At 76.4% G+C, this 12277-nt stretch carries 5 protein-coding genes; 1 reads left to right on the top strand and 4 read right to left on the bottom strand.

Translation table 11 applies throughout. The annotated features are described in order from the left end of the window. Positions 1 to 132: 132 nt before the first annotated feature. The gene (locus tag ACIQI7_RS25885; RefSeq protein WP_401113823.1) at positions 133 to 2322 is read right to left on the bottom strand and encodes an N-6 DNA methylase; all 2190 of its coding nucleotides are present in this window, start codon (positions 2320 to 2322) and stop codon (positions 133 to 135) included. A gap of 213 nt (positions 2323 to 2535) precedes the next feature. Between ACIQI7_RS25885 and ACIQI7_RS25880 the strand changes: the two genes are divergently transcribed. After that, a complete protein-coding gene (locus ACIQI7_RS25880) occupies positions 2536 to 3195 on the top strand; it encodes a DUF4352 domain-containing protein (protein ID WP_401113820.1) in 660 nt (219 codons plus the stop codon). 132 nt (positions 3196 to 3327) lie between these two features. Here the strand turns inward: ACIQI7_RS25880 and mfd are convergent, their stop codons facing one another. From mfd to ACIQI7_RS25865, 3 genes are all read right to left on the bottom strand, one after another. Further along, positions 3328 to 6957 (bottom strand): transcription-repair coupling factor, encoded by a 3630-nt coding sequence (mfd, locus tag ACIQI7_RS25875; RefSeq protein WP_401113817.1) that lies wholly within the window; start codon positions 6955 to 6957, stop codon positions 3328 to 3330. 773 nt (positions 6958 to 7730) lie between these two features. Further along, a complete protein-coding gene (locus tag ACIQI7_RS25870; protein WP_401113815.1) occupies positions 7731 to 9143 on the bottom strand; it encodes a hypothetical protein in 1413 nt (470 codons plus the stop codon). Positions 9144 to 9408: 265 nt separating this feature from the next. Further along, a complete protein-coding gene (locus ACIQI7_RS25865) occupies positions 9409 to 12228 on the bottom strand; it encodes an SUKH-4 family immunity protein (protein WP_401113812.1) in 2820 nt (939 codons plus the stop codon). Positions 12229 to 12277: the final 49 nt, after the last annotated feature.

Raw genomic sequence — 12277 nt, 5'->3', positions numbered from 1 at the left:
GTCACCGAGGGCGGTGCGAACGGTTCCGCCACACCGTACCGCCCAACCCGCCCGCCCCGGAGGCCCTTCCGTCCGACCGCAGCGACAGCGGCGGGCACCGGCTCTGAGTCCGAGTCACCTCCACGGCGGCCCTCAGGCCGGCGGCACCAGCGTGCCGGTCGCCAGGGCATCGGTCGCCGCCTGGGTGAGGCTGCGGCCGAGGGCGGCGGCTTGGGCCAGGGCGGTGTCGAAGGCGGCGAGGCGGGCGAAGGCGGCGCCGAGGCGCCGCTGGGCGGGGAGCGGGAGGCGGGGGAGCTCGACCCGGCGGATGTCGAGACGGGCGGTGGTGGTGGCGTGGCTGGCGGCGCGCCGGGTGCCGGCGGTGGAACGGAACTGGCCGGCCAGGAACTCGGCGTCGAGGGCGGCCGGGTCGGGCCGCAGGAGGTGGAGCTGGCGGCCGAGTGCGACGCCGACCAGCGGCCCGTCGGCGGGAACGACCCGGGCGGTGCCGCCGCCGAGGGCGGGGACCAGGACGTCGCCGGGGCGGGTGCGGACGTCGCCGGCCGGGCCGGGGCAGTCGGCCAGGACGGCGCTGGGCACGGCGCCGGTGGCGAGGTCCTGGTCGGTGACGACGGGGGTGCCGCCCGGACCCGTCCCGGTCGGGCGGGTGGCGGCACCGGTGCCGGAGGAGAACACCTCCAGCACGCCGCCGCGGACCAGCTCGCCGATGGTGACCGTCCCGACCGGAGCTGCCCCGGACCCCCCGGACGCTCCGCCGCCGGCCCCGCCAGACGCCCCGCCGGGCGCGGCCGCCGGCTGCGGCAGCAGGGTGGCCGGGTCGGGCAGGCCGGCCAGCAGCTCGGCCAGCCGCCCGCCGAGGTGGCCGAGTTCGGCCGCGCCACCGAGCGGGGCCGCGGGCGGCACGTGCCGGGCCGGCGAGAGGTCGGTCTCGTCGTCCAGCAGGTCGATGGCGGCCATCGCCCGGTGGACGCCGGGGCGGTCGTCGGGGACCGGCAGGCCCTCGCGCGCGGCGAGGTCGAAGCCGCGCCAGGCCTCCAGGACGGTGCGCCGCAGCTCGGTCCAGTCGACCTTGTCCCGTCCGCCCTCGGCGGTCGGCGCCCCGGCGGCCCCGGCCGGACCGGAGGGCGCCGCCCCCGCGTCGAGCAGCAGCACCTGGCGGAAGTCGTCCCCCGGCCGGGGCGCGCGCAGCACCCACAGGTGCAGCGGGACGCCGTACGGCGGGGCGGCGCCGGCCGGCAGCGCGATGACGGCCCGCAGCGCGCCGGAGCGCAGCAGTTCGGCCCGGATGCGGCGGCCGGCCCGGCGGGCGGCGACGGTCGGCGGGAGCAGCAGCGCGGCGAGGCCGCCGGGGCGGGTGTGCGCGAGGCAGTGCAGCACCCAGGCGAGTTCGGACTCGCCGCGCGGCGGGACGAGCCCGCCGGGCCAGCGGGTGTCGAACTGCAGCTCGTCGTGGCCCCAGTCGCGTTCGTTGTACGGGGGCTGGCAGAGCACGGCCTCGAAGGTGTCGCCGGGGAAGCCGTCGGCGCGCAGGGCGTCGCCGGCCCGCAGGTCGAGCGGGAGCGGGCCGGGCTCGTCGGCGGGGGTGTGCAGGGCGAGCCGGAGCCGGGCGAGGGCGGCGGTCACCGGGTCGGCGTCCTGGCCGTAGCGGCCGGTGGTCGGCGGGTGGGCGAGCAGGACGGCGCCGAGGCCGACGGCCGGGTCGAGCACGGTGGCGGGAACGCCGGCGACGGCGGCGAGCAGTTCGGCGGCCTCCGGCGGGGTGGGGCTGAGCTGCCGGGTGTTGGCCTCGGCGTACCGGCTGAGCAGTTGCTCGTACGCGCCGACCGGACCGCTCCGGGCGGCGAGTTCGGCGAGCAACCGGGCGAGGTCCAGCTGGGTGCTGCCGAGCAGGCCCGGGAGGCCGAGGGTGCGGGCGCCGTCCGGGCCGAAGGCGTGCACGGCGGTGCCGGTGACGGCTCTGGGCAGTGCGACGGCGAGCCGGGTGTCCGGCCGGTCGGCGAGTTCGGTCCAATGCCCGGGCTCGCGGTGCAGCAGCAGGAGCAGGGCGCCCGCCTCGACCAGCGGGGCGGCGGGGTGGCCGGCCGGGTCGCGGAGGGTGTCGACGAGCTGCCAGACCCGCTCCAGCAGCGGAAGTTCGGCGATCTTGCCCTGGGCGCGCAGCCAGGACTCGACCTCCGGGAGCGCGAAGGCCGGGCTGGCGTCGGTGCCGCCGACCGGGCGCGGGAAGTCGGGGTGGCGGCGGCGCCAGTTGCTGACCGCGGCCCGGCCGACGCCGGCCAGCCGAGCGATCTCGGCGGCGGTCACTTCGGAACGGTCCGGCACGGGGGCTCCTTCGGTGGGGCTGCGACCGCACAGCAGGGGCGGGGGCTGTGACCACACAGCATAGCGACGCTCCTCGCCACCGGAGTTCACATGTGAATTGAGATGTTTTGTGAAATCCTGTTGACGCGGTTCACGTCCCGATGGTGTGATCTCCCCGTCGCCGCCGAACGGAGGCGACGCAGGGGAAGACCACCGATCCGCCGGGAGACACCCATGTCCGCGAACGCCCGCCGTACCGCCGTCCGCCGCACCACCGCCCGTCGCAGCGCCACCCGCCGCACCGCCCTGCTGCTGGGCGCCGCGCTGGTCACCCTGAGCGCGACGGCGTGCAGCTCCACCAGCGGCCCGTCCGTCTCGACGGAGCCGAAGCAGACCGCGGCCGCCACCGGCTCCGAGGCCGCCAAGCCCGCCGACGGCAAGCCGGCCGAGGACAAGCCCGCCGACACCGGCAAGGCCGCCGCCAAGGTCGGCGACACCATCGCGCTGAAGGGCAACGATCCGGCCGACACCGCCGACGTGACGGTGGTGAAGGTGGTCGACAACGCCGAGGGCGGGGACGAGTTCACCCACCCGGCCGAGGGCAACCGCTTCGTCGCGGTCCAGTTCCGGATCAAGGCGAGCGGCAAGAAGGCCTACAGCGACGTCCCGGGCAACAGCGCCAAGGTGGTCGACACCCAGGGCCAGGCCTTCGGCACCACGATCGCGGACACCAAGGCCGGCCCGAGCTTCCAGGTCCCCGCCAACATCGCCCCCGGCGAGAGCGCCCTCGGCTTCGTGACCTTCGAGGTCCCGAAGGACGCCAAGCTCGACAAGGCCCAGTTCGGCCTCGACAGCGGCTTCGCCCCGCAGACCGGTCAGTGGAAGCTCGGCTGACGCGTCGGTTCACCCGGTTCACGGTCCGGCCTGCGGGCCGCGTCCCGTCAACGACGGTCGGAGCCCGTTCACACGAAACGGCGGCCCCGGGGCAGAGCCCGAGACCGCCGTGGACCACCCGGAGGGCGGACGCTACTTCTTCGCGCCCGCCAGGTCGTCGAACATGGCCGACAGGAACTCGGTGCACCAACCCAGCAGTTCCCGCCCGACCAGCGGCTTGCCGCCGATCCGTCCGGTGCTCGGGCGCGGCACCAGCAGCTGCTGGGCCGCCGCCTTCACCTGGCTGCGCGGGTAGAGCCGGTTCAGCCGCAACTGCTGGGACTCCCGCAGCTCCACCGGCCCGAAGCGGACGTTGGAGCCTTGGAGGGTGATGTCCGAGATCCCGCACCGCCGGGCGTACAGCCGCAGCGCGGCGACCATCAGCAGGTTCTCCACCGGTTCGGGCAGCTTGCCGTAGCGGTCCACCAGCTCGTCCCGGACCTGCGTGATGTCCTCCTCGGAGTTGACCGCCGCGATCGAGCGGTACGCCTGCAGCCGCAGCCGCTCGCCGGGCGCGTAGTCGTGCGGCACGTGGGCGTCGACCGGCAGCTCGATCTTCACCTCCAGCGGCTCCTCCTCCGGCGCCCCGCCGTTGGCCAGCGACTCGCGGAACTCCGCCACCGCCTCGCCGACCATCCGCATGTAGAGGTCGAAGCCGACGCCCGCGATGTGCCCGGACTGCTCGCCGCCGAGCAGGTTGCCCGCGCCGCGGATCTCCAGGTCCTTCATCGCGACGTACATGCCGGCGCCCATCTCGGTGTGCTGGGCGATGGTGGCCAGCCGCTCGTGCGCGGTCTCGGTGAGCGGCTTCTCCGGCGGGTAGAGCATGTACGCGTAGCCGCGCTCGCGGCCGCGCCCGACCCGGCCGCGCAGCTGGTGCAGCTGGGAGAGGCCGAAGGTGTCGCCGCGCTCCACGATCAGGGTGTTGGCGTTGGAGATGTCGATGCCGGACTCCACGATCGTGGTCGACACCAGGACGTCGAACTCCTTCTCCCAGAAGTCGACGACGACCTTCTCCAGCTGGGTCTCCCCCATCTGCCCGTGCGCGGTGGCGATCCGCGCCTCGGGCACCAGGTCCTTCAGCCGGGCGGCCGCCTTGTCGATCGACTCCACCCGGTTGTGGATGTAGAACACCTGGCCCTCGCGCAGGAGTTCACGCCGGATCGCGGCCGAGATCTGCTTCTCGTCGTACGGCCCGACGAAGGTCAGCACCGGGTGCCGCTCCTCCGGCGGGGTGGTGATGGTCGACATCTCGCGGATGCCGGTGACCGCCATCTCCAGGGTGCGCGGGATCGGGGTCGCGGACATGGTGAGCACGTCCACGTTGGCGCGCAGCTTCTTCAGCTGCTCCTTGTGCTCGACGCCGAAGCGCTGCTCCTCGTCGACGATGACCAGGCCGAGGTCCTTGAACCTGGTCTCGGAGGAGAACAGCCGGTGCGTGCCGATGACGACGTCCACCGAGCCCTCGAACAGCCCCTCCAGGACGGCCTTGGCCTCGCTGTCGGTCTGGAAGCGGGACAGCGCCTTCACCGTCACCGGGAAGTTGGCGTAGCGCTCGGCGAAGGTCGAGAAGTGCTGCTGCACCAGCAGCGTGGTCGGCACCAGCACCGCCACCTGCTTGCCGTCCTGCACGGCCTTGAACGCGGCCCGCACCGCGATCTCGGTCTTGCCGTAGCCGACGTCGCCGCAGATCAGCCGGTCCATCGGGACGGACTTCTCCATGTCCGACTTGACCTCGGCGATGGTGGTCAGCTGGTCCGGCGTCTCCGCGTACGGGAAGGCGTCCTCCAGCTCCCGCTGCCAGGGGGTGTCCGGGCCGAAGGTGTGGCCGGGGGCGGCCATCCGGGCCGAGTACAGCCTGATCAGGTCGGCGGCGATCTCCTTGACCGCCTTCTTGGCCCGCTGCTTGGTCTTCGCCCAGTCCGCGCCGCCGAGCCGGTGCAGCGTCGGGGCCTCGCCGCCGACGTACTTGGTGACCTGGTCGAGCTGGTCGGTCGGCACGAACAGCCGGTCGCCGGGGTGGCCGCGCTTGGCGGGGGCGTACTCCAGCACCAGGTACTCGCGGGTGGCGCCCTGCACGGTGCGCTGCACCATCTCGACGTACTTGCCGACGCCGTGCGCCTCGTGGACGACGTAGTCGCCGGCCACCAGCGCGAGCGGGTCGATCGCGTTGCGGCGGCGCGAGGGCATCCGGCGCATGTCCTTGGTGGAGGACCTCTGGCCGGACAGGTCGGTCTCGGTGATGACCGTGAGCTTGAGGTTCTCGTCGACGAAGCCGTGCTCGATGGAGCCGCAGGAGACGTGGACGACGTCCCGGGTGGGCGCCTCCGCGAGGTCGGCGACCAGTCGGGCCGGGATGCCCTCGTTGCCCAGCACCTCGGCGAGCCGGGAGGCCGGGCCGTGGCCCTCGGTCACCATGACGACCCGCCAGTCGGCGGCCAGCCGCTCCTTGGCGTCGGCGATCGCCCGGGCGGTGTCGCCGCGGTAGGCCTCGACGGCGTGCATGCCGAGGGTCAGCGTGTTGGCGTCGAACTCCAGGATGCCGTCGACGGTCGACTCGCTGGTCGCGAACGGGCTGACGGACCACCAGGGCAGCCCGATCCGGTCGGCGTGCTCGCGCACCTCGGCGAGCGAGCGCAGCGAGGCGGCGGAGACGTCGATGGCCTCCAGGTCGATCGGACGGTCCCCGCCGGACGCGGCCGCGACCCAGGAGGCGTGCAGGAACTCCTGGCTGGTCGCCACCAGGTCGGCGGCCCGGGTGCGGACCCGCTCCGGGTCGCAGACCACCGCGACGGAGCCGAGCGGCAGCACGTCCAGCAGCAGCTCCATGTCGTCCACCAGCACCGGCGCCAGCGACTCCATGCCCTCGACCGCGATGCCCTCGGCGATCTTGTCCAGGATCTCGGCCAGCCCGGGGTGCTCGGCGGACAGCTCGGCGGCCCGGGCCCGCACCTCGTCGGTGAGCAGCAGCTCCCGGCAGGGCGGCGCCCACAGGCCGTGCTCGGCGATCTCCAGCGAGCGCTGGTCGGCGACCTTGAAGTACCGGATCTCCTCGACCTCGTCGCCCCAGAACTCCACCCGCAGCGGGTGCTCCTCGGTCGGCGGGAAGACGTCCAGGATGCCGCCGCGTACGGCGAACTCGCCGCGCTTCTCGACCAGTTCGACGCGCGCGTAGGCGGCGGCGGAGAGCCGGCGGGCCACCTCCTCCAGGTCGTACGACTCGCCGCGCCGCGCGGCCACCGGCTCCAGCTCGGCCAGCCCCTTGACCTGCGGCTGGAGCACCGAGCGGACCGGGGCGACGATCACCTGGACCGGCCCGGCCGCCGGGTCGTCCGCCCGCGGGTGCACGATCCGGCGCAGCACGGCCAGCCGGCGCCCGACGGTGTCCGAGCGGGGCGACAGCCGCTCGTGCGGCAGGGTCTCCCAGGCCGGGAACTCGGCGACGGCGTCGGCGGGCAGCAGCGAGCGCAGCGACGCCGCGAGGTCCTCGGCCTCGCGGCCGGTCGCGGTGACGGCGAGCACCGGGCGGCCGTGGTCCCCGGCGGCCTGCCCGGCGAGCGCGCGGGCCAGTGCGGCGACGGCGAACGGCCGGGCGGCGGGCGGGCCCACCAGGTCCAGGTGGCGGCGTCCGCCGGCCGCGGCTCCGGGGGCGGTGGCCGCCTCGATCGCCTCGGCGAGCGCCGCGTCCCGCGCGACGACATCGAGCAGTCCGGTCAGACTCATCTGGGGTCTCTTCTTCGTCCCGTGGCTGGTGCTGCCCCCGGGCGGCGAAGGCCCGCCGGGGCAACGCGAACGGCCCGGCACGCCGAGCGGCCGGGGGTCTCCAGCCTACGCCGAGGCACGGACACGCACGCGGTGCACGCCTTCGGCGGGGCCGGACCGGGGCCGTCGGCGGCTTGATCAGGACCGGCTCCGGGCCGGGTCGGGGGCCGAACCCCCGGCCGTCCCGGCGCCTTCCGGGCAGACTTGTCAGGGGCACATCCGAGGACGAACGACAGGACGGAGCACCGGTCCGCCCGGTGGACGAACCAACCGGGAGCCGTACCGGACCGGGCTCGGCTATCCGCCACGAACTGGACATACTCCTGTCACTGCCCGTCCATGGAGATCGCGCACCATGGTGAACGTGCCCGCCGCACCCAACCGTGGGGGATGGCTGCGGGGGCACTGTCGCACCACCGATGGGGGTCGGAGGTGCGAGGCCGGGCGGCCCTGGGTGGGGGCGCCCGCCCAAGCGCCGGGAACCGTGGCGCCCTTTCCTGGAGGGCGCCACGGGTCTCGGCCTCTTCCGTTCCCGGGGCCCACCCCGCCGGCCGGCCGCCCCTCCCGAACCCGCCACCCCGTCTCCCGGCCCGCCCGGCCCGCCCGGCCACCCGGCCACCGGCCCGCCGCACGGCCCCGCCGTCCGGCCGCCGGCCCGCCCGCCCGGCACGGCGAAGGCCCCGGCCGCCCGGCGGGGGCGGTCGGGGCCTTCGCGAAGCGCGGCCGGCCGGAGGTCAGCGGCGGCGGTAGCTCACCGTGTGCGGGGTCGCGTAGTCGCTGCCGTCGTCCACGATGATGATCTTCGGCACGATCCGGGTCTCGTCCTCCGACGGCTTCCCGGTGCCGTCCCCGGCGGCGGGCTTCCCGTCGGCGGCTCCGGCCGCCGGCCCGTCGCCCGCCGTCCCGTCCACCGTCTCCCCGGCCGGCGGCGCGGCCGGCTTCGGCGGCACCGGGCCGGTCGCCACCCGCCCGCCGATGGCCTTGGTGGCGCTGCTGCCGACCACCGGGGTCCGCAGCACGGTCGCGGACTGCTCCTGGACGGGCGCCTTGCCCCCGGCCGGAGCCTCGGAGGCCAGGGCCTTGCGCAGGTTCGCCACCGGGATCTCCCCGGTGTCCGCCTCCGAGTCCACCGGCGCGGCGTCGTCCACCGGCCCGGCATCGACGGCGGCGTCCGCCACCTCGTCCCGCGGCGCCGGCGGCGCAGGCACGGCCACCTCGGCGGAGTCCCGGGAGGCCCGGGCCGCCGCGGCCGCCGCCTCGGGCTCGATCTGGCCGACCGCCGCCCCGGTGAGCGAGGCCAGCGTGGCCTTGATGTGGTCCAGGTGCTGCTGCACCGTGTCCAGCCGGGCGTCGTACTCGCGCTGCTCGCGCTCGCTCGCCGCGTTGATCTCCTCGGCCTCCCGGCGGGCCCGCTCGATCAGCTGGTCGGCCTTGGCCTGGGCGTCCGTCTCCAGCTGCTTGATCCGGTTCAGCACGGTCTCCCGCTGCTGCTCCGCCTCCTTGACCCGGCGCTCGGCGGTCGCCGACACCTCCGCGTCCTCGGCGTCGGCCTTGGCCTGGGCGGCGGCGAAGGTCTCGTCGGCCTTGCGGCGCCGGGCGGCCAGCTCGGCCTCGGCCTGCTCGCCGGCCTCGGCGGCGGCCACCCGCACCTTGGCGGCGTAGGCGGTGGCGGCGTCCCGGACGGCGCGGCTCTCCCGGTCGGCGTCGGACCGGATGCCCTCGGCCTCGGCCCGGGTCCGCTCCTCGGTGCGGCGGGCGGCCGCGTCCGCGTCGGCCCGGGTCGCGGCGGCGTACTCCTTGGCGGCACTGGCGGCCGCCTGCCCGGCCTCGTAGACCTCGTCCCGGAGGTCCTCGGCGAAGCGCTCGGCCTTCTCCCGGACGGCGCGCGCCTCGTTCTCGGCCATCGCGGCCAGTCCGGCGGCCTGCTCGCTGAGCACCTGGTAGTCGGGGTCCGGGGCCTCCTCGGCGGTCCGGCGGATGTCGGCCAGCCGGGCCTCCATCTGCCGGATGCCTGCACCCAGGACGCTCAGCCGCTCCCACGCCTCGTCCCGCTGCGCGGTGAGAGCGGCGAGGGCTCGTTCGACCTGCTCGGGCGCGTAGCCACGGCGGGCCTGGGTGAAGCCGTACTGGGGGACGGCGTCGCTCATGGGCTCTTCCCCTCGTTTCGCGGGCTGCGGAGCCCATGATCGGACGGAACGGACGGATCCGGAACCGGTTCGGAGCCCGGGGCCGGATTCCGTCGCCGTACGGACCGGAATGTGTCGAGGACCGGACGAATAGACCCATCCTCTTGACCTATTTTGCGCAGATCCGGGCGAAACCCCAACGAGGCACAGCTGCGGCGGCATGCTGAAGGGGTCGTTCCGGACACCGGAACGACCCCTCCCACCTGCGAGGATCAGCGACGGTCCGCTACAGCAGGCCGTCCCAGAACTGCTCCAGCAGCACGGCCCACCACGTGTCCGCGTTTTGCAGGGCCGCCGGGTCGATCGCGGCGAGCTGGGCCTGGAAGTCGGTCGTCCAGCGACCGGCCTGGTCCGGCGTCAGCCCGTACCGCAGCCGCCACATCCGGCCCAGCAGGGCCAGCGAGCGGACGAACTCCGGTACACCGCTGTTGACGAACCGGGGCGGCTGGCCGGTTCCATCGATGTCCACGGCCACCACGTGCGCGGTGCCGTACTGGACGCACAGCTGGCGTCCGTAGTCGTTGCCCAGCACCAGGTAGCCGCCGAAGTCCGGGCCCGCGCCGAGACCGCGCTCGGCGGCCAGCTCGGCGAGCGTCGGGATCGGACGGCCCTCCTGCGCCTGCGCCCAGAAGAACGGCCCGAAGTCGCGCGGCAGCCCGGCCCACATCAGGGACTGGGACACCGGCTCGGGCACCCCCTGGCGGGAGACGGCGCGCTGCTCGTAGCGGAACAGGTTCTGCCCGAAGGCGGCGCCCGCCTCCTGGGCCAGCTGCTGCGGCGGGAGCGACGGCAGCGCCTGGACCGTCCCCGGGGCGGGCAGCGGCACCCGGAACGGGCGGACCCGCTGGGCGCCGGAGGCCAGCTGGTGCAGCTCGTCCAGGTGGTCCAGCAGCTCGGCCATCCCGGCCTGCCGGGAGGCGTGGTCCCGGCCGTACGGGGCGGTGTGGGTCAGGCGGACGTTCGGCCAGGACGCGGCGATCATGCGGTTGCAGTAGCCGCCCGGCAGGTCGCACGACTCCAGCTCGGTGTAGAGCTCCAGCACCTGCTCCGGCGGCACGTTGAGCCGGCGCAGGTCCTGGAGGATCTTCCACTCCGGGTGCGGGGTGCCGGGCTCGCTGCGGTGCAGCAGCTTCTGCTCCGAGCCGTCCGGGCCCCGGTAGCTGAGCGCGGCGAAGTACCCCGGGCCGACCGCGGGCACGCCCGGGGGCACCTGCGCGGACGGCGGCGAGCCGGGCGCCGCCGCCGGCGGGACGACCCCGGCGGCACCGCCCGCGTTCGGGTAGCCGTAGCCGGCCGCGGGCGCGGCCGGGGCCGCCGGGCCGCCGGGCGGCGGCGGGACGGCGGGGCCGCCGGACGGCGGGGTGCCCGGGTCCGCCGGGCCGCTCAGCAGCGCCGGGTCGATCGCGCCCGCCAGCTGGGTCGCCTCGTAGGCCGTCCCGGAAGCGGACGGACCGGCGGCGGACGGACCACCCTGCGGGGCCGCCGGGGCCTCCCCGCCGCGCAGACCCGCCGGAGGCGGAGGCGGCGGGGTGGAGGCGGCGCCGCGGCCGCCGGGGGCGGCGGCGGGCGTGCCGGAGCCCGGGGTGTGCTTCAGCCCGGCGGGCGGGGGCGGCGGCGGGACCGAAGCCGCGTTGCGCCCCAGCCCGGCGGGGGCTGCGCCCGCGCCGGGGGCACCGGCGGGGCCACCGCGCAGCGCGGCCGGCGGGGGCGGCGGCGGGACCGAAGCCGCGCCCCGGCCGAGCCCGCCCTGCGCCGCGGCGCCCTCCGGGGCACCGGGGACAGGGGTGCCGGGAGCCGGAGTGCCGGGGCCCGGGGCACCGGGCAGACCGGCCAGGCCGGGCAGACCGCCGGGCGGGGCCAGCATCGTCGGGGCGTGCTCGACCTGCGGGCCGCCGGCGGGCGGCGCGGCCGGGGCACCCGGCGGACCACCGGGGCCGGGCACACCGCCGGGCGGGGCCAGCATCGTCGGCGCCTGCTCCACCGGCGCACCGTCGGCGGGCGGCCCGGCCGGGGCACCCGGCAGGCCCATCAGCCCGGGCACGGCGTCCGGCGGGGCGAGCAGGGTGGGCGCCGGCTCGGCGGCCGGGGCGGGCACCGGGGCCGGCGGGGCGACGGGCGGTTCGGCGGCGGGCGGCGGGACCGGGGGCATGCCGTAGCCGCCGCTCGTCGGCGGCATCAGCATGGTCGCGGCCTCGGCACCGGCCGGCGCGGCGGGCTCGGGCCGGTCCGAGCCGGTGATCCGCAGCCCCTCGGGCATCAGGACGGTCGCGGCCTCGTCCCCGGCCGACGGCTGCCCCGGCCCGGCGGGCGCCACGGGAGCGACGGGCGGGACGGGCGCGGGAGCGACAGGTGCGACGGGCGCGGGCGGCGCCGCGGGCGGCGGCACCGGCTCGTCGTGCGGGGGCGGCGCGAGCATGGTCGGCGCGTCCCCGGCGGGCCGGTCGGAGACCGGCGGCTCGGTCAGCACAGCAGGCGCCGGCCGCGGCGCCGGAGCAGGAGCCGGAGCCGGAGCCGGAGCCGGAGCGGGAACCGGAGCCGGCGGCTCCTCGACCGGCGCGAGAGCAGCGGCAGCGGCGGCAGCCGGAGTCTCGGCGGCATCGGCGGCCTCCCCCTGCGGGCCGGCCGGAGCCGTCCCGAGCCGCTCCGCCTCCGCCGCGATCGCCGCGGCCCCCGCCTCCTGGAGCCACTGCGGCGGGCTGAGCAGGAAGGAGGTCGCCTCCACCGGCCCCGGCGCGGGCTTCGCCGCCCCGGCCGGGTTGGCCGCCACCGGCCGCCCGTAGACCTCCTCGTACTGCCGGACCACCTCGTTGACCGGCAGCGCGGGCCAGAGCGTACTGGCGCCCGAGTCCCGGGCGATCACCAGCCGCGCCTCCCCCGAGCCGCCGCTCCCGCCCGTACCGCCAGAGCCGTCGCCCGCGGGCGCCACCGCCCAGCAGACGAAGCCCAGGTCGAACTCCCGGACCCGTACCTCGCGCTGCTGCGAGCGCGGCACCCCGCCGTTGATCCACTCCTCGGCGAGCTCCTGCGCCTGCGCGTACGTCACCACGCCCGGTTCACCCCTGTCCGCATCCTCTTCGTCCCCCGTTCCACCGACA

The organism is Kitasatospora sp. NPDC092039 (assembly GCF_044756065.1).
In the GTDB taxonomy this organism is placed as follows: Bacteria; Actinomycetota; Actinomycetes; order Streptomycetales; family Streptomycetaceae; genus Kitasatospora.
Note: the sequence above shows the minus strand (reverse complement) of the source record. Positions and strands in the feature narration are given on the sequence as shown.

Bases quoted from the DNA above. Each gene is read 5' to 3' on its own strand.
- ACIQI7_RS25880 (WP_401113820.1), top strand. From the start codon at position 2,536: ATGTCCGCGAACGCCCGCCGTACCGCCGTCCGCCGCACCACCGCCCGT.
- mfd (WP_401113817.1), bottom strand. From the start codon at position 6,957: ATGAGTCTGACCGGACTGCTCGATGTCGTCGCGCGGGACGCGGCGCTC.
- ACIQI7_RS25870 (WP_401113815.1), bottom strand. From the start codon at position 9,143: ATGAGCGACGCCGTCCCCCAGTACGGCTTCACCCAGGCCCGCCGTGGC.